This is a genomic window from Streptomyces sp. NPDC000878 (genome assembly GCF_053599695.1).
This window is the reverse complement of the sequence record NZ_JBSFMT010000004.1, coordinates 52,347-77,942: the sequence shown is the minus strand read 5'-3', so window position 1 is coordinate 77,942 and position 25,596 is coordinate 52,347. Positions and strand designations below refer to the sequence as shown.

Annotated in this window: 21 protein-coding genes and 2 pseudogenes; 9 read left to right on the top strand and 14 right to left on the bottom strand. The window is 68.7% G+C overall.

Features of this window, described 5'->3' with window-relative positions; all coding sequences use genetic code 11:
• Positions 1-148: 148 nt before the first annotated feature.
• Positions 149-1,021, bottom strand: a complete 873-nt coding sequence (locus tag ACWDR4_RS05565; protein ID WP_450404207.1) for a helix-turn-helix transcriptional regulator — start codon at positions 1,019-1,021, stop codon at positions 149-151.
• A 130-nt stretch (positions 1,022-1,151) separates the two neighbouring features.
• On the opposite strand from ACWDR4_RS05565, the gene ACWDR4_RS05560 reads away from it, so the two are divergent.
• On the top strand, positions 1,152-2,102 hold the full coding sequence (locus ACWDR4_RS05560) for an NAD(P)-dependent alcohol dehydrogenase (RefSeq protein WP_450404205.1): 951 nt from the start codon (positions 1,152-1,154) through the stop codon (positions 2,100-2,102).
• A gap of 337 nt (positions 2,103-2,439) precedes the next feature.
• Here the strand turns inward: ACWDR4_RS05560 and ACWDR4_RS05555 are convergent, their stop codons facing one another.
• The 5 genes from ACWDR4_RS05555 to ACWDR4_RS05535 form a co-directional block, all read right to left on the bottom strand.
• Positions 2,440-3,381 carry a fumarylacetoacetate hydrolase family protein gene (locus ACWDR4_RS05555; RefSeq protein WP_450404202.1) on the bottom strand — a complete coding sequence of 314 codons (942 nt, stop codon included), beginning with the start codon at positions 3,379-3,381 and terminating at the stop codon, positions 2,440-2,442.
• Positions 3,378-4,979: an MFS transporter gene (locus tag ACWDR4_RS05550; RefSeq protein WP_450404201.1), complete on the bottom strand. Its 1,602-nt coding sequence runs from the start codon at positions 4,977-4,979 to the stop codon at positions 3,378-3,380. The genes ACWDR4_RS05555 and ACWDR4_RS05550 overlap by 4 nt, the downstream gene beginning before the upstream one ends.
• A gap of 42 nt (positions 4,980-5,021) precedes the next feature.
• Positions 5,022-5,951 (bottom strand): MBL fold metallo-hydrolase, encoded by a 930-nt coding sequence (locus ACWDR4_RS05545; RefSeq protein ID WP_450404199.1) that lies wholly within the window; start codon positions 5,949-5,951, stop codon positions 5,022-5,024.
• Between the two features lie 109 nt (positions 5,952-6,060).
• Positions 6,061-6,531, bottom strand: coding sequence for an SDR family oxidoreductase (locus ACWDR4_RS05540; protein ID WP_450404197.1), 471 nt, complete (start codon positions 6,529-6,531; stop codon positions 6,061-6,063).
• A 77-nt stretch (positions 6,532-6,608) separates the two neighbouring features.
• Positions 6,609-6,989 carry a winged helix-turn-helix transcriptional regulator gene (locus ACWDR4_RS05535; RefSeq protein WP_450404195.1) on the bottom strand — a complete coding sequence of 127 codons (381 nt, stop codon included), beginning with the start codon at positions 6,987-6,989 and terminating at the stop codon, positions 6,609-6,611.
• An 84-nt stretch (positions 6,990-7,073) separates the two neighbouring features.
• Here ACWDR4_RS05535 and ACWDR4_RS05530 point away from each other — a divergent pair, with 84 nt between their 5' ends.
• Positions 7,074-8,006, top strand: coding sequence for an NADP-dependent oxidoreductase (locus ACWDR4_RS05530; RefSeq protein WP_450404192.1), 933 nt, complete (start codon positions 7,074-7,076; stop codon positions 8,004-8,006).
• 263 nt (positions 8,007-8,269) lie between these two features.
• Here the strand turns inward: ACWDR4_RS05530 and ACWDR4_RS05525 are convergent, their stop codons facing one another.
• Complete coding sequence (locus ACWDR4_RS05525) at positions 8,270-9,202, bottom strand: AraC family transcriptional regulator (RefSeq protein WP_450404190.1); 933 nt, start codon at positions 9,200-9,202, stop codon at positions 8,270-8,272.
• Between the two features lie 84 nt (positions 9,203-9,286).
• On the opposite strand from ACWDR4_RS05525, the gene ACWDR4_RS05520 reads away from it, so the two are divergent.
• Both ACWDR4_RS05520 and ACWDR4_RS05515 read left to right on the top strand, forming a co-directional pair.
• Positions 9,287-10,129, top strand: coding sequence for an SDR family oxidoreductase (locus tag ACWDR4_RS05520; protein ID WP_450404188.1), 843 nt, complete (start codon positions 9,287-9,289; stop codon positions 10,127-10,129).
• Positions 10,130-10,179: 50 nt separating this feature from the next.
• Positions 10,180-11,118, top strand: coding sequence for an alpha/beta hydrolase (locus ACWDR4_RS05515; protein ID WP_450404185.1), 939 nt, complete (start codon positions 10,180-10,182; stop codon positions 11,116-11,118).
• Between the two features lie 300 nt (positions 11,119-11,418).
• On the opposite strand, the gene ACWDR4_RS05510 is transcribed toward ACWDR4_RS05515, so the two are convergent.
• Positions 11,419-12,363 carry an alpha/beta fold hydrolase gene (locus tag ACWDR4_RS05510; RefSeq protein ID WP_450404184.1) on the bottom strand — a complete coding sequence of 315 codons (945 nt, stop codon included), beginning with the start codon at positions 12,361-12,363 and terminating at the stop codon, positions 11,419-11,421.
• Positions 12,364-12,420: 57 nt separating this feature from the next.
• Between ACWDR4_RS05510 and ACWDR4_RS05505 the strand changes: the two genes are divergently transcribed.
• Positions 12,421-13,029: a TetR/AcrR family transcriptional regulator gene (locus ACWDR4_RS05505; protein ID WP_450404181.1), complete on the top strand. Its 609-nt coding sequence runs from the start codon at positions 12,421-12,423 to the stop codon at positions 13,027-13,029.
• Between the two features lie 182 nt (positions 13,030-13,211).
• Here ACWDR4_RS05505 and ACWDR4_RS05500 read toward each other — a convergent pair.
• From ACWDR4_RS05500 to ACWDR4_RS05485, 4 genes and pseudogenes are all read right to left on the bottom strand, one after another.
• A pseudogene (locus tag ACWDR4_RS05500) lies at positions 13,212-13,875 on the bottom strand (IS5 family transposase).
• Positions 13,876-14,512: 637 nt separating this feature from the next.
• Positions 14,513-15,346: a PIG-L family deacetylase gene (locus tag ACWDR4_RS05495; RefSeq protein ID WP_450404178.1), complete on the bottom strand. Its 834-nt coding sequence runs from the start codon at positions 15,344-15,346 to the stop codon at positions 14,513-14,515.
• A gap of 342 nt (positions 15,347-15,688) precedes the next feature.
• Positions 15,689-16,042: a hypothetical protein gene (locus tag ACWDR4_RS05490; protein WP_450404177.1), complete on the bottom strand. Its 354-nt coding sequence runs from the start codon at positions 16,040-16,042 to the stop codon at positions 15,689-15,691.
• 52 nt (positions 16,043-16,094) lie between these two features.
• Positions 16,095-16,418 (bottom strand): annotated as a pseudogene (locus tag ACWDR4_RS05485) (TetR/AcrR family transcriptional regulator); the annotation flags it as partial.
• Between the two features lie 548 nt (positions 16,419-16,966).
• On the opposite strand from ACWDR4_RS05485, the gene ACWDR4_RS05480 reads away from it, so the two are divergent.
• Genes ACWDR4_RS05480 through ACWDR4_RS05470 form a run of 3 tightly spaced genes read left to right on the top strand, consistent with a single transcriptional unit; the run spans position 16,967 to position 20,168 of the window.
• On the top strand, positions 16,967-17,809 hold the full coding sequence (locus tag ACWDR4_RS05480) for a VTC domain-containing protein (RefSeq protein ID WP_450404642.1): 843 nt from the start codon (positions 16,967-16,969) through the stop codon (positions 17,807-17,809).
• Complete coding sequence (locus ACWDR4_RS05475; protein ID WP_450404176.1) at positions 17,806-18,483, top strand: DUF4956 domain-containing protein; 678 nt, start codon at positions 17,806-17,808, stop codon at positions 18,481-18,483. Before ACWDR4_RS05480 ends, ACWDR4_RS05475 begins: the two co-directional genes overlap by 4 nt.
• Positions 18,483-20,168, top strand: coding sequence for a CotH kinase family protein (locus tag ACWDR4_RS05470; protein ID WP_450404172.1), 1,686 nt, complete (start codon positions 18,483-18,485; stop codon positions 20,166-20,168). The genes ACWDR4_RS05475 and ACWDR4_RS05470 overlap by 1 nt, the downstream gene beginning before the upstream one ends.
• A gap of 495 nt (positions 20,169-20,663) precedes the next feature.
• Here the strand turns inward: ACWDR4_RS05470 and ACWDR4_RS05465 are convergent, their stop codons facing one another.
• Entirely contained in the window at positions 20,664-21,290 is a 627-nt protein-coding gene (locus tag ACWDR4_RS05465) for a TetR/AcrR family transcriptional regulator (RefSeq protein ID WP_450404170.1), read from the bottom strand.
• 51 nt (positions 21,291-21,341) lie between these two features.
• Here ACWDR4_RS05465 and ACWDR4_RS05460 point away from each other — a divergent pair, with 51 nt between their 5' ends.
• Entirely contained in the window at positions 21,342-22,031 is a 690-nt protein-coding gene (locus tag ACWDR4_RS05460; protein ID WP_450404167.1) for a hemerythrin domain-containing protein, read from the top strand.
• A gap of 1,785 nt (positions 22,032-23,816) precedes the next feature.
• On the opposite strand, the gene ACWDR4_RS05455 is transcribed toward ACWDR4_RS05460, so the two are convergent.
• Positions 23,817-25,493, bottom strand: coding sequence for a RecQ family ATP-dependent DNA helicase (locus tag ACWDR4_RS05455; RefSeq protein ID WP_450404639.1), 1,677 nt, complete (start codon positions 25,491-25,493; stop codon positions 23,817-23,819).
• Positions 25,494-25,596: the final 103 nt, after the last annotated feature.

Genomic DNA, 25,596 nt, shown 5'->3' with positions numbered 1-25,596 from the left:
TCGGCCGGCCGACAGCCCGCCCGCTGCACTCGTCACGGCAATCTCCAGCGGAAGGCCATGCTGGGCCAGGCCGGGGCATGCGCTGCCCGGGGCCGGGGAACAGGCCGCCTGAGCTGTGTCAACGGACGCAGGGCCCGGGGTTTTCGGATCAGCGGGCGTTCAGCAGGCCGGCGAGGAGCTGGAGTCGCTCGGCGTCGGGCCCGCCGTCCTCGGCGGTGTAGACGATGAGCATCGGGCCGGGATCGCCGGGCAGTGGGTAGGCGTCCCAGTCCAGGTTCAGTTCTCCGACCAGTGGGTGGTTGACGCGCATCTGTCCGCGGGTCGTCTCCTCCACGTCGTGGCGGGCCCACAGAGTGGCGAACTCGTCGCTGTGGACCGCGAGTTCACCGACAAGTTCCGCGGCGCGCGGGTGCCCTGGATGGGCGGCGACCTGCGCGCGGAGCATCGCGGTCAGCTCGGCGACGGTGGCCGCCCGCTCCGGGCAGGTCTGGTCGGCCTCGGGGTGCAGGAGCAGCGACAGCAGGTTGCGCTGCTCCTGGGGCTGCTGGGTGAACTCGCCCAGCAGGGCACCGGCGAGCGGGCTCCAAGACAGCACGTCCAGGAAGCGGCCGACGACCAACGCGGGCGCGGGCATGGTGTGCAGCAGCCGCAGCGTGGTGGGCGGCACTTCCTCCGGCGCGTGTTCGCGCGGGCGGCGGGCGGGCGTGCGCGCGGCGGAGGCGAGGCCGTGCAGGTGCCGGGACTCCTCGGCGGTGAAGTTCAGGGCGCGCGCCAGGGCGTCCAGGACCTGCTCGGAGGGGCGTACGTCGCGTCCCTGCTCCATGCGCTGGTAGTAGTCCGAGCTGACCCCGGCCAGCAGGGCCAACTCCTCGCGCCGCAGCCCGGCGACGCGCCGCCTCGGGCCCGGTTCCAGGCCGACGTCCTGTGGACGTACGCGAGTTCGGCGGGTCCGCAGGAACTCGGCGAGTTCGCGTCGGGGATCGCCGGTCACGGCGAGGGCGTCGGGGGAGTCGTCGGTCACGGGGTCAGTATGGCGCGGGTCCGGCCGGGGAGGGTGGGTCTGCCAGTCCCAGGAAAAGGCGAACGACCGTGATGCGGGCGGCCGGAGGCAGGATCGGATGCACACCAGCCACCACGGAAGGAACACCGCCATGAAGGCCGCCCAGATCACGAGTTACGGTGCAGCGGATGTCCTGCGGGTCAACGAGGTCGCCCACCCTGTTCCCGGTGCGGGCGAGGTCCTGGTGTCGGTCGAGGCGTCCAGCGTGAACGGGCACGACGTACTCGGCCGCGCGGGGGAGTTGAAGATGGTCTCCGGGCGCCGCTTCCCGCTCGGCGCGGGGCTGGACTTCGCGGGCGTCGTCGTCGAGACAGGCGCGGATGTCGAGGGTTACCGGGCCGGGGACCGCGTGTGGGGCATGGTGCATCCCCGCAAGCGGCACGTGACCGCCGGAGCGGCCGAGTACGTCGTGGTCTCCGCGGACCGCATCTCGCTCGCTCCCGCCGGGGTCTCGTCGGTCGACGCGGCCTCCCTGGTCGTCACGGGTGCGACGGCGCTTCTCGCGCTGCGGGACTCCGTGCACGCGGCGAAGGGGGAGCGGGTCCTCGTCCGGGGCGCGGCGGGCGGGGTCGGCACGGCCGTCGTCCAACTGGCCCACACGCTGGGCTGCCATGTGACGGCCCTTGCCCGCGACCGCCACGCACCGGTCCTCACCAGCCTCGGCGCCGACGAGGTCCTCGACTACGGCTCGACGACCTCGGACGCGATCGGCCCCTTCGACGTCATCGTCGACACCGTCGGTACGGAACTGAACTGCTACCGGAGCCGGTTGGCGGCGGGCGGCCGGATGGTCACCGTCGGACTCTCCGCGTCCGCCCTGGCCGCGATCGCCGCGTCGAGCGTGTACGGCTCCCGCCGCATCCGCACCTTCAGCGCCAACCCCGGCACCACCGTGCTGCGCGACCTGGCCGACCGTGTCACGTCAGGGGCGCTGCGCCCGGTGGTCGACAGCGTCTACCCGCTCGCGGACATCGCCGCGGCGCACGAGGCGTTCGAGCGTGGCGGCGTCGTGGGCAAGCACGTGGTCGCGGTGTCCGCGTAACTCCGTCGTGGGGGATGGCGAGCGCCCAGGGGTGCACTCGTCGAACGGTGAAGCGCACACCTCCGACACGGACGTCAACTGCGGGCGATTCGCGGTCGGTTCGAGACTGGCCTGGTGGATTGATCGCTTTCGCTTGGAGAGCATGCGCAGACCGCCGGCGCCCTGCGCAGGCAGGGTGCCGATGAGCACGGCAGGTATGCCGCACAGCCCGAAGCCGCCTACCGCTGGCGGGGCCCCCTCCCGGTAAGTCGGAGACCGCATCGGCGGCCGAGGCCATGCCCTTGTCCACGTTGTTCATGCCTTCTCCCGGTGCCGGACGCTGTATCGGGTCGGGTCATCACCTGCGCCGGGCGGGTGGCAGGGGCACCGGAGCGACGCCTTCGACGACGGTGTTGCTGATGGTGCCGATGCCCTCGACGGTCATGGTGACGGTGTCGCCGGGGGCCAGTGGTGGGGGTTCGAAGGTGCCGGCGCGGCCCCAGAGTTCGGCCAGGCAGCCGCCGTTGCCGCAGGTGCCGGAGCCCAGGACGTCACCGGGCCGGATCCAGGTGCCACGGGAGGCGTACGCCGTCATCTCCTCGAACGTCCAGGCCATGTTGGCCAGTTGATCCTGACCGACGTTCTCGCCGTTGACCTGGACGGTCAGGGCGAGGTCGAGGAAGCCTTCCGGGTTGCGGTGGGGTTCCAGTTCGTCGGCGGTGACGAGCCAGGGGCCGAGGGTGGTGGCGGTGTCCTTGGCCTTGGCCGGGCCGAGTTTCACCTTCATCTCGCGGCCCTGAAGGTCGCGGGCGGACCAGTCGTTGAGAATCGTGTAGCCGAGGATGTGGTCGCGTGCCTGCTCGGGGGTCAGATCCCGGCCGGCCCTGCCGATGACGGCGGCCACTTCGAGTTCGTAGTCGAAGCGGAGACAGCCCGGCGGCAGGGGCACGTCGTCGTGGGCGCCGATCATCGCGTACGGGTTGGTGAAGTAGAACGCGGGCGCGGCGTACCACTCCTCGGGGACGGTGTCGCCGTATCCCTGGGCGATGCCTTCGACATGGCTCTCGAAGGTCATGTAGTCGCGCACGGTGGGCGGTTGGAACGGTGGCAGCAGGCGTACGTCGGCCAGGGGCAGCGGCAGGCTGCCGGTCAGGGCGTGTTCGCCCGCCCCGCGTAGGGACTGCTCGCCCTCCACGATCAGGTCCAGTAGGTCGACGGGGTGCTCGAACGGGTGGACCTGGTCGTCGGCGACGGCTCCCGACCGCCGTTTCCCGTCGTGGACGAAGGTCGCGAACCTCATGCCGTGCTCCCCTCCGCCTCGGCCGGCCGTGTGCCGCCGGGCCGGATGCCGACGAATACGGCGGCGATCGCGGCGGCTGCCAGACAGGCGACGGCGGTGAGGATCAGTCCGTTGTTGTAGCCGTGGGCCAGGGCGTCGGTGGTGTACGGGGCGAGCTTGGTGCTGAGCGGGCCGAGGTCGGCGGTGTGCAGGGCGAGCGGGCCGCCCTCGTGCAGGACGGCGGAGGCGATGCCGTGCTCCTTGGGGGTGAGGCCCAAGTCGGCGAGGCTGCCGGTGAGTTGACTCGTGGCCAGGCCGAGGGCGACGGCGCCGACGACCGCCGGGCCGAGGGTCTGGCCGAGGTCGCGGACCAGGCTGGTGGTGGCGCTGGCCATGCCGGTCAGGGTGGGCGGTACGACGTTGACGGCGGCGGCGGTGAGGGCCGCGACGACCAGACCGAAGCCGACACCGTTGAGCACCAGCGGCCCGAGCAGGGGCACCAGTCCGGTCTCGTCGATCGGCACCGCCCGCAGCCACAGTTGGGCGACGGCCAGCGAGACGAACCCGGTGACCAGCATGGGGCCGGGGCCGACGCGGTGCAGCAGACGGACCAGCAGCGGCCAGATGAACGGGGTGATGCCCTGGACGACCACGAAGGGCACCGCGGCCTGGAAGGGGCTCTGGTGCTGGATGACGCCGAGGCGGATGCTCAGGTCGTACGCGCCGCCGAGGAAGCCGAACATGCCGATCACCGCCATCGCGGCCGACGCGGCGAAGGCCGGGATGCGGAACAGCTCCAGGCGTAGCATCGGGGCCGCGCTGCGGTTCTCCACCAGCACGAACACGGCGAGGAACACGGCGAAGGCGACGAAGCACGCGACGACGGGTGCCGAGCCCCAGCCGTCGGAGGGGCCCTGGATGATGCCGTACAGGAGAGTGAGCATGGCCACGGCGATGGCGATCTGTCCCGGCCAGTCGAGCGAGCGGCCCTCGGGGGCGCTGGACTCGGCGGCCAGCAGCCAGGCACCCACCGCGGTGATCACGGCGAGCACTCCGGTCACGCCGAATGCCCACTGGAAGGAGGCGTGTTCGACGATTCCGCCGGACATCAGCGGGGCGATCAGGGCACCCAGGGACAGGGCCGTGGTCCAGGAGGCCAGGCCCTTGGCGCGCGCGGCCGGTGTCGGCGTGCCGGCGATGACCATCGCCAGGGAGGCGGGGAAGAGCGCGGCGGCTCCGATGCCGGAGATCGCCTGGCCGGTGATCAGCTGGGCCGCCGAGTCGGAGGTGGCCGACACCAGATAGCCGACGGCGGACAGCAGCGCCGCGCCGACCACCAGTTTCTTACGGCCGTACAGGTCGCCCACGACGCCGAAGGTGAGCGCGAGGACGGCGGCGGGCACCAGGAAGGCGTCGCTGATCCAGGTCAGTTCGCCGCCGGACGTCTGGAGGGTGCGCTGCATGACGCCGTTGATCGCGGCGGGCAGGACCAGTCCGATCTGGGCCAGGCAGACGGCCAGACAGCCGGCGACGATCGTGCCGGTGTGGCGCGCAGTGGCGGCCGGTGCGGCATCGGATGGCGGGGCGGCGGGTGGGTCGTAGGCGGGAGTGGAGACCATGTCTCCTCCTTGCGGGGTCAGGGCAGACCAGGTGGGGCGTCGTCAGACGCGGGGGCAGAGTTCGGCCATGCGGCCGAACAGACCGGGGCCGTCGAGCGGGGGCAGTGCGGGGTCGAGTTCCCGGTAGACGGTGTGGACGTTGACGGCGAGGCGTTCGCTCTCGTCCAGGTCGGCGAAGCGGCCGAGGCAGATGTCGCGGGCCGCGTCCATGGCCGGCATTCCGGCGGTGAAGCGGGCGGTGGCCTGCTCATGGACGTATACGAGGTAGTCGCGGATCTCGCGGACGGTCTGATTGGTGGTGACGGGGCCGTGGCCGGGTACGACGATGTCCGCGTCGAGGCCCAGCAGCAGATCGCAGGCGGCGAGCCAGCGGGCGAAGGGGCCGTGCCAGACGACCGGCGCCGCCCCGGCGAAGACGATGTCGCCGGTGTAGACGGTCCGGGCCCGCGGCACGTACACGATCGTGTCCCCGGCGCTGTGCGCGGGACCCACGTCGATGAGGCGGACCTCGGTGCCGCCGATGTCCAGAACGGTCTCGCCGTCGAAGGTCCGGTTCGGGAGGGCGGGTTCGATGCCGCTGTAGTCGAAGCGGCCGAAGATCCGTCGCGCGAAGTGTCCGGCGGGGCTGTCCATGCCGGTCAGCGCCAACATCTCGGCCGGACCCACCTGACGCATGTCCGCCACGGACCCGCGGGCCGCGATGATCTCGGCGTGGGCCACGAGCTGGTTGCCGAACCAGTGGTCACCGTTGCCGTGGGTGTTGACCACGGTGGAGATCGGTGCGACGGCGGTTAGCGGCGTCAGCGCGTCGAGCATGGTCTGGGTCAGCCGCAGGTCGTAGAGGGTGTCGACGAGCAGTGACTCGCCCCGGCCGGTGATCAGCCCGGCGTTGCTCATGCCCCATCCGACATCGCCCGCGATCCAGGCGTGACAGCCGTGTCCGAGTTCGACACAGCCTGTCCGGGATGCCACGGAAGCCACGTTGCCTCCTGTCTCGTCCCGCACAGATAGCGAGACCTGGGTGCATATTTGGACTGGAGTCCATCAATGGCTGTCAATCTAAGAAGATGATGGGGTGGCGTCAATACCCGTGCGGCCCTGTGCGGTCCGTTTCCTTGCTCGGGGATCCGTCGGTCGCGCCGTACACGCTGGACGAGGACGCCAGGACCACGCGCCGGACGCGGAGGCGCGTCGCCGCAGCCATGATCCGCTGCACCGTCTGGATGTTCGCGGCGATGAAGGCGTCGAACTCGGCTCCCCAGGAAGGGTGTTCTCCTGGCAGTGGGGCGAGGTGGAAGACGGTGTCGACGTCGATCACCGTGGCCCCGGTCTCCAGGAGTGCCCGGCGCCGGTGCGTACTGATGAAGCCGGCCGAGCCGGTGACGACGACCCGGTGGAGACTCTCTGGGGTGGGCAGGGCGGCGGGCCGGGCCAGGTGTACGGGTGTGTCCGGGGCGTCGGGTTGGGGCGTAAGTGTGTCCCAGGGCCGGCGGTAGCTTCCGGAGCCGACGTACGGCGCGGTGAGGATGCCGTGGAGTTCGGCGTACTCCACGAGCTGGGCGAGAGTGGCCAGCCCATGACCGGCCCCCGCCTAGGATCCGTCAGCAGGTCGCTGCCCTGGCGGGGGCCTCAGTCGCTATGGGCGATCGGCTCGGGATCGGCGTCCAGCGCATCGAGCACCGCGTCGCCGTTCTCCCTCGCCCACTCGGTCAGCATGTGGATCGGATCGATCAGAGTCGCCCCGAGCGGGGTGAGCTCGTACTCGACGCGGGGCGGCACCTCGGCGTAGGCGTGACGGTGGACGAGTCCGTGCGCCTCAAGCCGGCGGAGCGTCTGGGTGAGCACCTTGCGGGAGATGCCGCCGATCAGCTCGATCAGCTCGCCATGGCGCACCGGTCCCTCGCTGAGGCCGTAGAGCACGACCGCCGTCCACTTGTCGGCGATGAGCTCGACCGTCAGACGCCCCGGACAGTCGGCGAGAAAAGGAGCACCGGGACCGTAACCGCTCATGGCGCCTAAGGTACCTGCCGGTTCCTGTCGGAAACATAGCCTGGGATCTCTCCCCCTTCCAAAGCTCCAAAGCACAGGAGAGTCATGCGAGTTGTCACCCAGCAGTCGCTCGGCGGTCCCGAGGTGCTCACCATCGTGGACGAGCCCGAGCCCCAGCCCCTCCCGACCGAGGTCCTCGTCCGTGTCAAGGCGATCGGGCTGAACCCGATAGAGGCACTCCTGCGCTCCGGCGAGTTCCCCCCGCTGCTCGGCCGGCCGCCGTTCGTCCTCGGCTGGGACATCAGCGGCGTGGTCGAGGAGGGGTCGCTGACCTATCGGTTCAGGCCCGGCGACGAGGTGTTCGGGATGCCGCTGTTCCCGCGGGCGGCGAACGCGTACGCCGAGGTCGTGTCGGCGCCGGCGTTGCACCTGGTACGCAAGCCGGCGTCGCTCTCGCACGTCGAGGCGGCGGCGCTGCCGGTCGTCGGGCTGACGGCGTGGCAGGGCCTCGTCGACCTTGCCGGTGTGCGCGAAGGCGACCGCGTCCTGGTCCACGGCGGTGGCGGCGGGGTCGGCCATGTCGCGGTCCAGATCGCGAAAGCGCTCGGCGCGTACGTGATCGCGACCGCAAGCGGGAGCAAGCGGAAGTTCGTCGAGGGGTTCGGCGCCGACGAGGTGATCGACTACACGGCGGTCGACTTCACCGAGGCGGTCCGCGACATCGATGTCGTGCTCGACACGATCGGTGGCGACACCGTCGAGCGGTCGCTGCAAGTGCTCCGCCCGGGCGGTCACTTGGTGACGGCGGTCGCCGAGGGGGATTCGGAGCTCGTCGCCAGGTACGAGGCGGTCGGCATGCGCTTCAGTGGCATCGGGGTCGACCCCGATCCGGTCGGCCTGCGGGGTCTTGTCGAACTCGTCGAACAGGGCAGGCTCCGGGTCCACGTGCAGGAGACGTTCCCGTTCGAGCGCGTCGCCGACGCGCACCGGCTGCTCGACGGCGGTCACCTCCAGGGCAAGGTCGTCCTCACCGTCTGATCCCGTCGTGGGGCCTCAGGTGAGCGAGGCCCCACGCCGAGTTGCAGACCCACGTGCTCGAAGTGTCCTCAGGGGCTCGATCGAGCCGATGACGCACAAGCATTCACCGAGGGGATCCTCATGGCCATCACTCAGGACGACACGCTCCTCACACAAGAGTTGATCGAGAGATACACCGCCACCGGCTACTGGACGGACACAACGCTCGCCGATGTCTTCAGGCGCAATGCCCGTGAGGTTCCGGACGAAGTCGCCTACGTCGACTACCGGTCAGAGGTCACGTGGGGCGAGCCCTGGCGGGCGTACCGGCCGGGAGCCGATCCGGTAACGCGGGAAAACGCGGTGCTGAAGGCACTGGTCGAGCCGTAGCCAACCATCCGGGCGATCTCGGCGATCGGCTGATCCCCTTGTCGCAGAGCGTGTTTGGCCATGGCCATCCGCCAGGACAGCAGGTACTCGATCGGTGTCAGGCCCACGCGCCGGGCGAACCGCTCGGCCAGGACCGATCGTGAGATCCGTGCCTCGGCCGCCAGGGTCGCCACTGTCCAGGGCTGGGCGGCGTTCGCGTGGATCGCGTGCAGGGCAGCCGCTACCGGGGGGTCGCCCAGGCCTGTCAGAAGGCCGGCCGGGGGTTGCGCCGGCGTCGCCGGGGCGTTGCGCAGCGCCTCCACCAGCATCACTTCGACGAGCCGGGTCAGTACCAGTGACGCACCGGGCCGGTCGGCGCCGGCCTCGTCGCCGATCAGTTCGAGCAGGCTCGCGATCCGTCCGGCGCCGTCGGTGGCCGCCCGCAGGTGGACCACGGTCGGCAGCAGGTCCAGCAGGAGATCGGCGTTTTCCGGTTCGATCGCGAAGTGCCCGGCGAGCAACTGCACTGCCGGCCCTCCTTCGCTGCCCAGTCTCAGGTGGTTGTCCTGGGTGCCTGCCAGTGTCCGGTCCCCGTCGACGACGTCCCGGCCGGTGTCCTCGCCGATGTCACTGCTGAAGGTGAAGGCAGGCGGGCCCGACAGCAGCAGGAAGTCTCCCTTCGCGAGCCCGACCGGGCCTCCCTCGCACTGCAGCCAGCAGTGGCCGGTGGTGACCACACCGAAGTTGACGTCGGGGTTGGCCTCGAATCGCAGCGCCCACCGCCCGGAGCCCTCGATCTGTTTCCAGAGGACGACGCGCGGGTGCAGCAGGCCGATCATATCGGCCACGGGATCGGTCATTCGGACGCTCGCTAACTAATGTAGGAGTATTGATGATAGACAGTCCGGGCGGGTGGCGTCGAGACTCAATGCATGAGCACACAGACCCGCAAGACCGTCCTGATCACCGGCAGCTCGTCGGGGTTCGGCAAGGCCACGGCCGCGCTCTTCCTGGACCGGGGGTGGAACGTCGTCACGACGGCCCGCCGCCCGGCGTCGGAGGGCCCCCTCGGCCCGGACACCGAGCGCCTGCTGACCTGCGCGCTGGACATCACCGACCCCGATTCGATCCAGGCCGCCCTCCGGGATGCCCTGTCCCGCTTCGGCCGGCTCGACTGCGTCGTCAACAACGCCGGCGCCGGGCTGTTCTCCGTCTTCGAGTCCACCCCGATGGCCACCGTCCGGGCGCTGTTCGAGACCAACGTCTTCGGGATGATGCAGGTGACGCAGGCCGCCCTGCCGATCCTCGCGGCCCAGGGCAGCGGGTGCCTGATCGCGATCAGTTCCGGGGCCGCGATCGTCCCTGAGCCGCTGCTGTCGATTTACAGCGCCACCAAGTTCGCCGTCGAAGGCTTCACTGAATCCCTGCGGTACGAGGCAGCCGCGCGCGGGGTCTCGGTCAAGCTCGTCGAGCCCGGGATGGTGCGGGGAACCAACTTTCTGGCCCACACCGCCGAGAGTTCTCAGGCCGTCCCCGTCGCCGCCGGCTACGAAACGCTCGTACAGCAGGTGATGGGCGCGTTCGAGCAGGAGTGGCCCTACCGGCTCGCGACCGCCCAGACGGTGGCCGAAGTCGTCGTCACTGCGGCCGGCGACGACAGCACGCAGCTTCGGTACCTGGTCGGCGAGGACGTCGAGACCTCCGCCCGGATGCGGCGCGAGACCTCCGAGAAGGACTACAACGACTGGGCCCTGGCCCGCGCCGGCGCTCAGTGAGGTCGCCCGTCGCCCGCCCTCTCACCCCCTGATCAATCAGGAGAGAAGCCATGAACACAGAGATCGAGTTTCCTTCGTACGAGGGTGCCCTCACGCTGCGAGGCACCGCCTACGTACCTGACCGGACGAGCGGCCCGGTGCCCGTGGTGATCATGACCCACGGGATGGCCGACTCCGCCGATCGCCTGGCCCCGGCGGCCCAGTGGCTGGCCGACCACGGTTTCGGGGTGATCCTGTACGACCACCGCGGCTTCGGGCCCAGCGACGGTCAGCCGCGCCAGGAGTTCGACCCGGTCACCCAGTGCCGGGACATGCAGATGGCCATCACGTTCGCGCAGTCCTGCAGCGCCTTCGATGCCGACCGCGTGGCGCTGTGGGGGACGAGTTTCAGCGGTGGCCACGTGCTGGCCGTCGCCGGCATCGACACCCGCGTCAGAGCTGTCGTCTCGCAGGCTCCCTGGATCGCGGGGTCCGAGATCGCCCGTCACATCCTGGGTTCGGAGGGCCTGGCCGCCTTCCGGGAGGTGTTCAACGTCGAGCGCCGGAACCTGCTCGGAGGAGGAAGGCCGTCGCTGTCTCCCGTCGTGCGCCACCCCGATGCGACGGAAGGCGGGTTCGCGCTCGTCGACACCCAGGAAGGCTACGACTACATGATCAGCGGACCGGCCGGGCTGCCGAAGGCTTGGATGAACTCGTTCACGACCCGCTCGCTGGAGCACGCGGTCGAGTTCGACGTGCGTCCCTACGCCGGGCGGATCGGCACGACCCCACTACTGATGATCACCGGTTCCCGCGACAGCCTGATCCCGGCCGAGCTGGTGCAGGAGTTCTACGACCTGGTGAACGGGCCCAAGCAGCTCACCGTCATCGACGCGGAACACCACAGTCTCTACATGCCCGGCAGGGGATTCGAGGAGTCGATGGAGGCCGGCACCCGCTGGTTCGCCACGCATCTCATGCCCGAAGCGGCCCCGGCCACCGCCGGGTAGCTCCCGGCCCCGGCCGGGTCGGCATGCCATGTTCCCAGCCGGCAGAGACCCGGCTCCGGCTCCCCTCCAACGAACCTCTAAGAGCTCGTAACAGGGACATGGGTTGGCCTTCTTGAGGCGTCGCCGGCAGATGAGGCTGCATGCCAGGGAGACGAAGGCGTCGTGGAGTTCGAGGCGTCGTTCCCATCGGATGGCGAGGTGTTTGAACTGGTGGAGGAGGGCGGAGGCCTGTTCGACGACGCAGCGGAGTTTGTGAAGCTCCGCCTGTCGTTCGCGAAGTTCAGCTGTGTGGCGTGCCTGCTACCGGTTGGCCGCGAGGAAGTCCTCCAGGATCTCGACAAACCGCGCCGGCTGCTCCTCGGCCGGGTAGTGGCCGCAGTCGTCGAGGACGACCCCCGTGACGTCGTCGGCCGCCAGCCGCATCGTCTGGGCGGCACTCGCGCCGCTCCACAGCGCGCCGCCGAGGGCGAGCACCGGCAGCGTCAGCCGGGTCTTGCTGCGCTGCTCGTTCTGCGCGATCGTCTCGTCCAGCGCCCGGTAGTACGCGAAGCTCGCCCGCAGCGCGCGAGGATCCGCGGTGATCGCGTCGACGTAGACGTCGACGGCGTACGCGGGGATCGCGGTCCGCGTGGCGGCCTTGGTGGCGAACTGGTAGCCGAAGAAGAGCCGCTCCCGTCCCCGGACCAGTTCCTCGTTGAGGTCGGTGAGCCGGTTGAAGCCGAACTGCCAGAGCTTCAGGTTGACCGCGGCCGGGCCGAAGAACGGCGGGGACGGCGTGAGACCGGGGATCACTGCTTCGAGGATGGCGAGCCGGCCCACCCGCTCGGGGTCATCGGCGGCAAGGGCGTATCCGGTCCACGTACCGATGTCGTGGCCGACCACGTCGAACCGGTCGTGCCCGAGCGCGGCCATCAACGCGACCAGATCGGCGGCCAGCGTGCCGGCGTCGTATCCGTCGTCGGGCTTGTCGGAGAGCCCGGCCCCGCGCGAGTCGACGGCGACGACGGTGTGCCGGCGGGCGAGCGCGGGCATCACCTCCCGCCAGGCGTACCAGGTCTGGGGCCACCCGCCGATCAGCAGCAGCGCCGGGCCGTCCCCACCGGTGACCGCGTGCAGCCGCAGCCCGTTCACCTCGACGAGCCGACTGGTGAAGGCGTCGGTGAACCCGTCGGGCAGCCGCAGCGAACTCAAGCTTGTCGTGCCGTCGGCCGTACTCATCATGGAACGATCAGTGCAACTTGTCATGCCGACGACCCTACGCATCTTGAAACGATCGGTGCAAGATGTGTAGGCTGACGAACCATGGCAGGCCGCAAGCAATTCGACGTGGACGAGGCGCTACGACGCGCGATGCACGTCTTCTGGCGCTGGGGCTATTCGGAGGCCTCGATCGACCGCCTGACCGAGGGCACGGGCCTGGGCCGGAGCTCGCTCTACGGCACCTTCGGCGACAAGAGCGCCCTCTTCCGGAAAAGCCTCCAACGGTACGCGCAGACCTACCACCCGCTGTACGAGCAGGCACTGTCCGGCCCCCACCCGAGCCCGAGCGCCGTTGTGGCCGCCTACCTGCAGGTTGCCCTGAACCGCATCGCCGATCCGACGGTCCCGGACGGTTGTCTGCTCACGGTGTCGGCAACGCAGTTCCCGGCCCTCGACGCGGAGGGCCGGGCGATGGTCCGCGCCATGATCGACGGTTTGCGGGCGATGCTGGAGCAGGCGTTGCTGGCGGCGGGGGCCGATGATCAGGAGGCGGCAGAGCTGGCGTTGTGCACGCTGGCGACGAACAAATCTCTGGCGGTGCTGAGCCGCGCCGGTTTCTCGGGCGAAGACCTGGCAACCGTCGCGGCAGCCGCCGCCAAGAATGCCAAGGCTCCGCCGGATCGACCGGCCGAACCGTCGGGGCTGCGATAGGCGGGAACGACTCCGTCGCCAATGGATCTGCAGAGACCTTGGGGCAGCCGGCGGCTCGGCAGGAAGCGACTCGGCCCAGCCCTCATAGGGGCTGAGCCGACCCTGTCGACGAGAACGCCCCACCGGGGGAGAAGCTGACCTGAGCCGCCTCGGTCTTCGGGCACTTGAAGCTCGTAACAGGGTCATGGGTTGGCCTTCTTGAGGCGTCGCCAGCAGATGAGGCTGCATGCCAGGGAGGCGAAGGCGTCGTGGAGTTCGAGGCGTCGTTCCCATCGGATGGCGAGGCGTTTGAACGGAGTCGTACGCCTTGTTGCCCAGGACGGACGCGGGGCGTCGGCGGGGACGGCCCGGACGCCCGGCCACCAGCGGGATTCCGTCGACGGGGGCGAGAGCCTGCGTGATGTCGTTGACGTTCGCCGCAGTCGTGATGACGTGGAGCGGAGTGCCCTTCCCGTCGCAGATCAGATGGTGCTTGCTGCCAGTCTTCCGCCGGTCGACCGGCGACGGACCGGTCGCGTCTCCCCTTTTTTTGGCGCGGACGTGGGAGCCGTCCACGCACGCGCGGGTCCAGTCGAGTTCGCCGGCCGCGTTCAGCTCCGCGAGCAGGATGCGGTGCAACCTGCCGAAGACGCCTGCCTGCTGTCAGCGGTCCAGGCGCCGCCAGCAGGTCTGCCCCGAGCCGAACCCCAGCTCCAGGGGCAGGAGCTGCCAAGCGACGTCCTGGTGCAGGACATACACAATGCCCTGCAGACACAGCCGGTCCGCCACCGGCTTCGGCCCCGGAGACCGCTCGGGCCAAGGCGGCAGCAACGGCTCGATCAGCGCCCACAAGTCGTCGTCCACGATCCACGGCCGAGTCGTCACACCCACCCGGACGATCAGACCGTCACAACAGTCACGCCCGACCAGGACCGTTCAACAAAATCGTGTTACGAGCTCTAAGGGCAAGAAGCCAGCCTTCGGAACATAGGGCGGGCGCGCCCCGGCAGCCGTTACCCGAAAGGGTGAATGTGCTGAACAGCGAGTCTCAGCAACGCTGCATAAGTGCTGTTGATGTGCAGTCAGCTCTGAGATTGTGCGGCGAAAACTGAGGCTCTCAGGATGTGCGGGGTCTCGCGGTTGGTGTCGGAGACCGCCCTCGTGACCTGCTGCTCCCTCCGTTGCCTCCCGGCGTGTCGGACATCGGAGCCTCAGCGTCGTGTCGCTTACCCGGCGGCCTGTCTTGATCGGAGCAGACCGCCGGGCTTGTGATCTGGGCTGTCGCGCACCTTCCGAGTCAGCAGCCCGCAGGTCTCCCATCTGTGCGGTTGCCAGGCGGTTTGGGGACGAGCACGGTGTCGGGTCGGCAGTGCGGGCACGCGTCGACGCCGTCGGCGAGGGCCTGGACGTGGGTGCCGGAGGGGAACTCGCGTGGACAAGCCTCCGGGGGTGACCCGCTCGATCGCGCTGTGCGGTCGATCCGCTGGCCGGTCGGGCGAGTGGATCAGCGCAGTCCGGCGAAGAGATCGTTCTCGGGTATGGCCGCGCCGGTGGCGTCCTGGACCCGTACGAAGGTCTCCATGCCCATCAACTCGCCGAACCTCTCCTTGCCCATCTTGAGGAAGAAGATGTTCTCGCCCTGACTGGCGTGCGCGGCCAACGCGTCGAACTTCTGACCGCTGAATGCGGTGGTGTCCACCCACGTGGTGATCTCATCGTCGGGGAGGCCGATCTCGGCCAGCGCGGCGGCCTCGGCAGGATCCGGCTCCGGCATGTCCTCTCCGAACTCGCGCATGATCTCGCCGAACCGCTGCATCATCGAGCGGGGCATCGTGGTCCAGTACACCTTCGGTGTCAGCGCGGTCATCTCCAAGGCCGCCATCGTGATGCGGTGGGCCTGGATGTGGTCGGGGTGGCCGTAGAAGCCGTTCTCGTCGTAGGTGACGACCACATCGGGTCGGTAGTGCCGCATGAGTTCCGCGAGTCGGGCCGCGCCTTCCTCCACGGGGGTCTGCCAGAAGGATCCGGGGGCGTCGTTGCTCGGCCAGCCCATCATCCCGGAGTCGGCATAGTCCAGCATCTCCAGATCGCTGACCTTGAGGACGTCACAGCTCGCCTCGAGTTCTTGACGGCGCATCAAGGCGACCGCCGCCGGATCGTGCCCGGGATCACCGGGCTTGACACCTCCCGGTCCGTCACCGCAACCGCCGTCGGTACACGTCACGAGAACCGTGCGGATGCCTTCCGCCGCGTACCGCGCGAGGACCCCTCCGGTTCCGGTGGCCTCGTCGTCGGGGTGGGCGTGTACTGCCATGAGCGTCAAGGGCCGGTCAGTCATGAAACAGTCCTCCAGCAGAAATACGTCTTGGTCCAAGTAGCGCGGCGGGCGTACCGCGATCCTGGGGCCCGGATCCTGGTGGGGCGGGCGACCTTGCGGTCTCCGTGTTCCCCGCCCGTGCGGCGCCGGTCCCTCGGTCGATGCAACCGCACCAGCCGGGCCGGCTGTTCCCGGCGTGGCCGCTTGGCCTTCCAGACGCCGGCGTTCGACGCGAACGCGGTACAGGCGCGACCTGCATGTCTCAGCACCACGTCGGATCCGACTTCCATCCGGCACCAGCCGTGAGATTCCGACAGACCCCGGCAGCCCGGGACCGAGGACTGCCAGGCGAAAGCGAGGGACTCAGCGCCGGGAAGGTCTGTCAGGGCCGGGCCGGAGAGCCTGTCCTGATGACAGGGCCGTGTGCTCGACGGTGAACGCGTGCACGGCGGTCATGACTGTGTGCTGATCGGCGACGAGGTCGGAGACCTGCTTGGACGCCAGGATCTCGTCGATGGCGGTGCGGCTGTCTGCTCCGAGGACGACACATCCGTGGTAGCGGCGGAAGGCCGGATTGTCGTGCGAGATGCCGGGCGTGGGGTGGGGAAGCGAGGTCCAGGGCAGGAAGGTGTACGTGCGCAGGTCGTGCGCGCCGGCCTCATGGAGTGCGGGGCCGATGCAGTCGTGGACGTATCTGCGGAACGCGCGGCGGCTCAATCCGCGGCGCCGGCGCAGCAGCAGGACGGTGCGGTGGCCGACGCCGGGGTTGTGGCCGTCGGTCCAGGGACTTCGCCACGTTCGCCGCCCTGGTCGTGACCCGTTCCAGCGGGGTGCCGGTCTCCTCGCCGGGGAGTTCGACGGCCGTGAGCCAGGTTTCGAAGCTGCGCTCGATGACCGCGGCGATCAGGTCGTCCTTGTCCTCGAAGTGCCAGTAGATCGAGCTGGCGGGCAGGCCGCACTTGGCGCTGACCGCCGCGATGGACGTGCCGTCGTAGCCCCGCTCGCCCGCGATCTCCACGGCGGCGTCGAGGACGCGCTGCCGCGACTCCACCCCGTTCGCCCGCTTCCTGCGCGACGCCTGCGGCCTGCTCATGGGGGTGCCCTTTCTGCCGTACCGGCACTTGACCGTCTACAGCACCGACCTTACCGTAGCGTCTATTCCAATTGGAGTAAACGCTACAGCAAGACCGTGCGGCAGGGGCGACAGCGAGGTGGTCCAGTGAGTGAGAACAGCGCCCAAGGCAGAGCCGAGGACGGTGCCTAAGGCTTTGCCTGTGACGTGGCGATGATCGGTTACGGGCCGACGGGTGTGACTGCGGCCACCCCATGGGACACCGTTCTCGCACCGCGCGCCTGACCAACCGTCAGCGTCATGCGTGGCCTCGAACCAAATTTCTGAAATCAGCCCTGCATTCACTTGGAATTCAGTCTTCGTACTAACGATGTTCAGAGACGCCCCTCATTGGCTTTTCATCTCTTACCTGTTTCTTACGTGGAGGGAGCTGATCGCCGACCACTTGAAGGGGAGTCATGACTGGCTGGTTGAAGCGTCGCCACCGAGGCGACGGCGGGCCCGGTGAGGAAAAGCGCGTGAGGACCGGGGGATCACCGCCGCAGCTCGCGGACGAAGAGGCTCTGCGGGTGGCCAGCAGACTGCACGCCTTCAACCGGTACGAGCTCAAGTACCTGGTGCCGGTGGAGCAGGCGGCGCGCATCCGGGACGAACTCGGCGAGCGGATGGACCGGGACCTGCACAGCCCCGTGGGCGGCTATGGCGTGTGGAGCCTGTACTACGACACACCTCAACTCCGCTTCTACTGGGAGAAGATCGAAGGCCTGAAGTTCCGCCGCAAGCTACGTATCCGCCACTACGGCGACCTGGGCGGCGTCACCGACGAGTCCTCGGTCTGCGTGGAGATCAAGCAGCGGGTCAACCGGGTCACCCAGAAACGCCGCATCACCCTGCCGTACGCCACGGCCCGGAAGCTGTGCGACGAGCGGGAGATGATCGAGCACTCCGCGAAGGAGAACGCCTTCGTCAACGAGGTCCTCGAACTCGTGGTCCGGCTCAATCTCCAGCCCACCGCCATCACCGGCTATCAGCGAGAGGCGCTGGTCGGCCGCGATCAGGACACGGGACTGCGCGTCACTTTCGACCGCCGCATCCGCGGCCGTGACCGGGACTTCCACTTCGGCACACCGAACCCCGAGAACCGGTTCACCGTCCCGCCGCACATGGCGGTGATGGAGATCAAGGTCAACGAGCGCACCCCGTACTGGATCACCGACCTGGCGGCGAAGCGCAACCTGAACCTGGTCCGCGTCTCCAAGTACGTCCAGAGCATCGAGGCGTTCGGACTCGCCCCCAGGTCCGTCTTCCACGTCCGGGAGGAAGACTTCCTGCCGGCGCCCGCGCTCACCCCCACTGTCCCCGCACAGGCGTCCCCCACGACGCATCGCCCCACGGAGGCATCCCACTCGTGAATCTCAATCTCCAGGACCTGAGCGGCACGTTCAGCGTCACCGACATCGTGCTCGCCATGACGCTGTCCTTCGTGCTCTCCACGATGATCGGCTACGTCTACCGGGCAACGCACAAGAACGTCTCCTACAGCCAGTCCTACGTGCAGACACTGGTCATCGTCGGCATGATCGTCGCCCTGATCATGCTGGTCGTCGGTTCCAACCTGGCCCGCGCCTTCTCCCTGGTCGGCGCGTTGTCGGTGGTCCGCTTCCGCAACGCGGTCAAGGAGACCAGGGACGTCGGCTTCATCTTCCTGGCGATGGCCGTCGGCATGGCGTGCGGTGCCCGCTTCTACACTCTGGCCGCGGTCGGCGGCACCGTGATCGCCCTGATCATCCTGGCGATGAGCAAGTTCGACTGGTTCGCCCTCAACGTCCAGCGTCAGGTCGTCAAGGTCCAGGTCCCGACGGGCGAGGACCACACCCACGCGATCCAGGACGTCCTGCTGCGCCACACCGACGAGTTCGAGCTGGTGAGCACGGAGTCGATCCGTGGCGGCACGCTGACCGAGGTGTTCTACACGGTGCGCATCAAGAAGGGCCATGAGCCCGGTGAGCTGGTCGCGGCTCTCCAGCAGATCGCCATGGGGCAGCGCGTGACCGTGCTGACCGGTTACGACCAGACGGACCTCTGATGACCGCCCACCGCAAGCGGCTTGTGCACCGCGTCCCGTTGCGGCTGCGCCAGCACTGGAAGCCGGCCGGGTTCCTCGCCATGGGGCTCTCGGTTCTGCTGATCTTCTTCGGGGACGTGCGCGTCACCCCCTTCGTCACCAGTGCCTCCACGGCGGACGGGGACGAGATCACGGACAACGTCACGGGATCGGCCGACCTGTTCGACGACTCGCGGACGCACTCGATCCAACTCGAGTACAGCGAGACCGACTTCGACGAGATGATGGAGACGTTCCAGGACGAGGGCGAGAAGGAGTACATCAAGGCCGACCTCACCATCGACGGCGTGTACCTGAACGACGTCGGTATCCGCCTCAAGGGCAACTCCACGCTCATGAGTCTGCGCGGTGGCGGCCAGGGCGGAGGCATGGGAGGCGGCCAGGGCGGACCTCCGGGACAGAACGCCGGCGAGCAGGACGGCGGTCAGCAGCAGGCTCCGCAGGACGGCGGTGGCACGGCAGCCGGTGGTATGGAAGGCGGTGCCGGTGGCGGCGGTATGACGCAGTTCAACCTCTCCGCCTCCAAGCCTGAGGAACTGCCCTGGCTCATCAGCATCGACGAGTACGTCGAGGGCCGCGCCTACGACGGCCACCGCGAGCTCTCGCTGCGCCCCGGAGTCGACGAGTCCCTGCCGCTGAACGAGGCCCTGTCACTGTCCCTGATGAGGAAAACCGGTCAGACGGCCGAGAAGTTCGCCTTCACCGCGGTGAAGGTCAACAACCGTCCGGCCGCGACCCGGCTCATGGTCGAGAACCCGAGCAAGGACTTTGTCGACTCGGAGCTCGGCACCACGGGTGTGGCGTACAAGGCCCGGGCGGGCAGCAGCTTCGACTACGTGGGAGACGACCCCACCGACTACGAGGAGTCCTTCAAGCAGCTCAACCTCAAGGGCAGCCAGGACCTCTCGCCGGTGATGAAGCTCCTGAAGTGGGTCAACCGGGCGTCGGACGAGGAGTTCGCCGAGAACCTCGACCAGTACGTCGATGTGGACTCCTTCTCCGAGTACGTGGCGACGCAGAACCTGATCATGAACTTCGACGACATGGCCGGGCCGGGCAAGAACTACGTGCTCTGGTACGACCTCGGCACCAAGAAGTTCTCCGTCATCGGCTGGGACTTCAACCTGACTTTCAGTGGAGCCACCGACACCGGGCCCGATGACAGTACAAGCATGGGCGGAGGCGGCGGAGGCGGCATGATGTCGGGTGCCACCGCACAGGACGGAGCGGCGCAAGGGACACCGGAAGGCGCCGGTGCGCCCTCGGGCGCACCGGCGGGCATGCCGTCCGGGATGCCGCAGGCTCCGGGGAACGGTCAGAACGACGCTCCGCAGGGCGGCGACACAGCAGATGCCGGCGGCGCGGGCGGGGGTGGCCGCGGGGGCGGCGGCATGAGCGGCAACATCCTCAAGGAGCGGTTCTTGGAGACGGACGCCTTCGACGACATTTACCACGAGGCCTACAAGAAGCTGTACCAGGAGTTCTTCGCCTCGGGGTACGCGCTCGACGCCCTTGACTCCCTCACCGCGCAGGCGAAGAAGGCGGGCGCCGACGCGTCCGGCGTCTCCGACACCGCGAAGTCCCTGAGCGACACCGTCACTTCACGAACCAAGAACCTCGCGAAGAACAAGGTGATCACGGGCTGACGACAGCGCGGCAGATCGACACCACGCCGGCGGCCGACCCCCATCGGGGTCGGCCCTTCGGGTATCCGTGAGACGTCCGTCCGTTACCGGCCCAGGGCTTCGGCGTAGTCGCGTGATGTCCAGTTCGTGATCATGTGAGGCCCGGTGGGGCGGGTGTTACGAGAGCGGCGTCGTCCCCGCCGTCTGATCATCGTTTGTCTGGGGCACCTGTGCAGCGCCCCAGAGGGGTGTCCTCGTCGGCCTCGGCGCGGACCGCCTCGCCACCTGGCTCGGCGAAGCGCTTGGCGACCAGGCGCAACGGAGGGTGTCCCGCCGAGTGGTCCAGCAGCGATCACGGCACGGTCCGTGGGTGAGCGGGGATGTTCTGACCTGCGGCGCAACGGTCGGCGGACCGGCATTCGGACGGCGATGAACGCTGATGAATGAGACCAGGATGAGATCACGAAGCGAGGCAGTCAGAGGCGCGGTCTTCTCCTGGTCACGAACTGCGAGTGGTCAGCCGCCGTCACCCGTGGGTGTGCGCAGCAGAGCGTCGGCTGCCTGTGCGGCCAGCCAGACGCTGCCGTCCGCCCAGGTCCAGCCGAACTCGCGGACGGTCCTCCAGGCCCCCTGGCCGAAGTAGAACCAGAGGATCTGCTCGGTTCGGACCGCGTCCAGGCGGACCGCCCGCAGGGCCACCAGGTGGTCGGCGATGATGGCCAGCCGCTCGCGGTAACGCTTGACGGCGTGTTCGGCCGCAGCGGCGACCGCGGGATCGGCGGTCGCGTTGTCGCGCAGGAAGTTCAGGACGCCTTCATGGCGGCGTGTGATCTCGCCGGTGCTCTCGGCCGTCAGACGCAGGACTTCCGAGCCATCCGTTGTGGCCAGCAGGGCGGCGAGCGCGGTCTGGATCTCCTGGTCCTCCGTGCCTTCCGTTGCCAGTGCCTCCACCAGTGCGGGCTTGCCTCCGACGCTCGTGTACACGGTGTTCAGCGCGACCCCCGCCCGGTCCGCGATGGCGGAGACCGTGGCCCTGGCGTACCCCGACTCGACGAACAGTTCTTCTGCGGCTCGGAGGATGGCGGTATGCGTCTGTTCCGCCGCGACGGTCCGGACCTTCGAACGGTAGGTGCGCTTCGCCATCCCATCATTATGGCAGGAACACATTGATATTAAGGGTGTTACTATCAATGTATGTTGATTAACCCCGATGCTCCTGCCGATAAGCCCGAGATCCAGCAGATGAAGGTCATCCACCGTGTGATGAGGCGGGAGTTCACTCAGCTTCCCGCTCTCATCGCCGGGGTGTCCGTGGGCGATACCGCCCGCGCCCGTCTGCTCGGCAATCACCTCTCCCTGGTTCTGGGGATGCTGCACGACCACCACCATGCCGAAGACGAACTGCTCTGGCCGGTCCTCGTGGAACGCGTGCCGATCGAGAAGGACTTGATCGGCGTCATGGAAGGGCAGCACCAGGCGATTGGCGACGCCGTCGGCACAGTCGAGGCCGCGTTGCCCGCCTGGACCGCCGATGCGAAGGCCCCGGCCCGCGACCGGCTTGTCGACGCCCTACGTGATCTCGGCCCGGCCCTGACCGAGCATCTGGACCTGGAAGAGGACTCAGTACTTCCGCTCATCCACGATCACCTCACCGTGCCGGAATGGCTGGCGCCGCAGAAGCACGCCATGAAGCACGGCCCCAAGACGCTGACCGGCAAGCTGACCCTGGCCGGTATGGTCCTGGAGGATGCCACGCCGCGCGAACGCGCTTGGTTCCTCGGCGAGATGCCTGCCCCGGCCAGGCTGCTGTGGCGGCTGATGGGTGCTCGCCAATACGACGCGCATGTGCGGCTGATACGGATCGGCGCATCGAGCCCGAGCTGAGTGCTCTTGCGTGGGGCCTGCGCTACGAGGAGGAGGACGTCCAGCCGCGTGAGGGCGTGGTCATCGACGGTCGGCGCGGCAGGAGATCGTCAATGCCACCCTCCGCGTCAGCCGCACCGGCATTCTGCGGGAGTCGTGTCATGTCGTGGCGAGTGCCTCGGTCGGGGTGAGCAGCGCCGCACGGATCGACGGCACACAGCCGCCACCATCTCGATGACCACGGCGCCGCCCACACCCGCGCCGAGCACCGTGAGCGGGTCCTCGAAGACGGCGTATCCGGCGGTGGCCGGTACCCCGGTCATCGTGGCCGCGACCCGCCGAGAAGGGCCAGCACCACCGACTCGGTGAGGATCTGCCCCCTGATCTGCCCACGGTTCGCGCCGAGCGCACGGCGCGAAGGCCGATCCCCTTGCGGCGTTCCAGTACCGAGATGTACGTCGATGCCTGACGATCATCTGTGAAATGCCCCTGGCCCTCGCCTGGCGCAGGACCCGTTGCGCCCTTGCATGCTTCCAGCGTCTCCGGTTGTTCGTTAAGCGTTTTCGCAGGTCACGCAAATGGGGCTGGAGACCACGGTGTTTCCCCGAGGACGGCCTCGAACCTTTGATCACCCTCGTCCACCGGCATCTGCTACATGAAGAGGCCTGGATATTTTGTTCCGGGCGGGCAATGCAGCGGCGTGATTGCTTGACGGCACCGTGATCATGAGCGTTTCGTGCTTGGTCTGTGGTCGTCGGCTATGGCCTTTCGACGTAGGGGCAGGTCGTGGCGGTGGACTGTCAGTGATGCGCGGGATAGCCGGTTTGGCTAACCGGTGATTCCGCTCTATGTTGCCCCGCTTTGATATGCCGATGGCCAGCGTGTACGGCGGCTGCGTGGCCGACTGTGAGTGCCGGGATGGCCGACGGCGGGGTGCCCAGGTTCGTCCTGCGGTCGCGGCGCGTCGTGTGCGCCTGGCGAGGCATCGAACTGGACCCCCGCGTCCCGGCGGGTGATGTCCGGCCGATCCATCGCCCGTCCACGGTGTGCTTCCACCCGGCCTCGGCGAGGGGCTGCGTGGCGGCGGTTACGACGAGGTAAGCCGGTCCTTGCCCCGTACGAGTCGAGAGGAAGGCGCCTGACGGGCAAAAGTCCAGTTCAGGCGCCTTTTCTCGTGCCCCTGGAAGAAGCCCAGCTTCTTCGGCGAGTACGACACCAGCAGATTCTTCGTCTGCTGGTGGTCCAGCGCTTGCGAGCCCCTGAACTGCGGTGATGGTGTAGTAGGTGGCCTATGCGGCTCGGTTGGTCCGCGTATGGTCCGGATCTTGACTGTCCCGTGGCCTCGTGTGAGCGGGGGTGGCTGCGGGCAGCCCGCCGACGACTACCTTCCCATCGACCTGAACGTCCGCCCCACCGCGTCACCGTCTGAGGTGCTCCAGGCCGTCACCGCCTGCGGCGGGCTGCTCAGCAGTGCGTTGGCCACGGCCAGCCCGACCTTGCGGGCCTGGCACTGGGGTTCGTGCGACCCCGAGGGGTTCGCGGCGATGGGCGTCGCCGAAACCCTGCTGCACACCCTCGACATCACGCGGGGACTGTCCGTGGACTGGCTACCACCAGTACCGCTGAGCGCAGCAGTACTCAATACGACTCTTCCCCGCCGCCCCGCCCGGAGATCCCACCCAGGTAATTCTCTGGTGCACCGGTCGCGGCGAACTCGACGGCCTCCCTCGCCAAACCTCATGGAGGTGGGAAGCAGCACGATCGGACTGATCGAGCTGACCCCGGCGAGCCTTCCCGGTCACAGCACTAGGAAGCGGCTGTGAGCAGGTTCTTCTCCAGGATCACCGGCAGTGACAGGGTTCGGTAGCCGACCGAGGCGAACAGGACGGTGATCCGGTTCTCCTCCTCGCTGAGGACCTCGCCGTCACCCCACTGCGGGTGGTGGACCGCGGTGCCGGGCGGGAACGGGTGGTCGTGGCGCGTGGGTGAGGCGGTCCGGGGGCGGGACAGGCCGGGGACGGCGCCGGCTGCGGCTTCGGCGCCGGTGGGCCGCTGTTCGCATCGGTCGCAGTTGCCGCAGGGGGAGTTGAGGCGCTCGCCGAAGTAGCCGAGCAGGAAACGCCGTCGGCAGCCGGTGGTCTCGGCCAGGCCGCGCATCATGTCGACCCGGGAGCGTTCCATGCTCTCGTGCGCGGTGCCCAACTCCACGGCCCGCGTGGCGGTTTCCTCCGCATCGGCCCCGGGGACCGGGGCCACCTTTCCGCGTTCCGTGGTGAGGGCTCCGGCACTCTCCAGGAGGTTGAGGACGGCGGTCAGCCGGCCGGCGGACAGGCCGGTCTCCTCCTGGAGTTCCGTCGGTGTCACCGGGGTCGCACGGTCCCGTACGAGGCGGGAGACGTCGGCGATGGTGTCCGCGTCCGGGCGGCCGGTGGAGAAGAACTTCTGCAGGCCCAGGTCCTCGACGCGGTAGTGCAGGATGGCCCGGGACGGCTCGCCGTCCCTGCCCGCCCGGCCTATCTCCTGGTAGTAGGCGTCGAGGGACCCGGGCACCGAGGCGTGCAGCACGAACCGTACGTCGGGCTTGTCGATGCCCATGCCGAATGCCGAGGTGGCCACCACCACGTCCAACTCGCCGCCGAGGAAGTGGTCGTGGACCGCGCTGCGGTCGGCCGGCCGGCTGCCCGCGTGGTAGGCGGCGGCGCTCAGGCCGAGTTCGCTCAGCTCGGCGGCGTACGCATCGGCATCCTTGCGGGTGGCGACGTAGACGATGCCCGGCTTGGGCTCGGCCGCCGCCCGCTCCACCACGGCGCGCCGCTTGGCCGCGTTGTCCAGGAAGTGGGTGACCTCCAGGCGGATGTTGGGCCGGTCGAACCCGGCCACCACCTCGTGGGCCTTGCGCATGCCGAGCTGCTCGACGATGTCGGCTCGCACCGGTGCGGCGGCGCTCGCGGTGAGGGCGAGGATGGGAGGGCGCCCGATACTCTCGGCGGCCTGCCGGAGCCTGAGGTAGTCCGGCCGGAAGTCGTGGCCCCAGGAGGACACGCACTGCGCCTCGTCCACGACGAAGAGGGACGGTCTCAGCGCGGCCAGCCGCTCCAGCACGTCCTGCTTGGCGAGCTGTTCCGGGGCGAGGAAGAGAAACCGGGCCGTTCCGTCGCTCACGCCCTCCCATGCCTGCTCGTTCTGCGCCCTGGACATCGACGAGTTGACGGCGACGGCGGTCTGGCCGCTGTTCCGCAGCAGTCCGGCGATCTGGTCCCGCTGGAGAGCGATCAACGGTGACACGACGAGCGTCGGACCGGGGAGCAGCATGCCCGGCACCTGGTACACCGCCGACTTGCCCGAACCGGTCGGCATCACCACCATGGCGTCCCTGCGGCGCATGACCGCTTTCATCGCGGTGAGCTGACCGGGACGCAACTCGTCCCATCCGAAGGCCACCCGCGCGGCTCTGCGGAGACGGCGGGCGACGAACAGGCTGATCGGCAAAGGGACTCCCGAAGCGGTTGCGCGCGACCGGGGCGGAACCGGACGGGCGGTGGTGGGTCTAGTGCCCGCCCCGGCCCGAAGCAGTCCGATCGCCAGG